At 58.1% G+C, this 456-nt stretch carries 1 pseudogene; it reads left to right on the forward strand.

Features of this window, described 5'->3' with window-relative positions:
* Positions 1–380, forward strand: a pseudogene (locus L8V01_RS11900) (hypothetical protein); the annotation flags it as partial.
* Positions 381–456: the final 76 nt, after the last annotated feature.

The raw sequence follows: 456 nt of genomic DNA on the forward strand, positions 1-456 counted from the left end.
AGGACACCCCGGGCGGTTCTTCTAACGGTTCCTCCAAGGGCAAGACTCCGTGGTGGCTCATCCTGATTCCGGGCATTGGCCTGGGTAAGATCATCAAGGATCACCACGATCATAAGGATCATGGCAACCATGATGGTGGCAACGGTGACAACACCGGCAACCACGATGGTGGCAATGGCCACGAGGACAAGGATCAGGATGCTCCTCAGGGTGGCAACTCTGACAATGGACACGGACATGGCCGCGATGCCGGACGTCAGGGTCAGCAACCGGAAGAGACTGGCAATGCACTGCCATCTAATGCCGACCGCGTTGAGATTAAGTCCGTCCCGTCCGGTGCAACCGAGCTTGAGCCGGGTATGCAGGATTACATCAAGTAGTCCACAGGCTTTGGTGAGGCGGTCTACCGGCCGCCCCGCCGGGGCTGAGACTTAAACACCAAAAATCCCCTCCAGG

It is taken from the genome of Corynebacterium curieae, assembly GCF_027570035.1.
Lineage (GTDB): Bacteria > Actinomycetota > Actinomycetes > Mycobacteriales > Mycobacteriaceae > Corynebacterium > Corynebacterium curieae.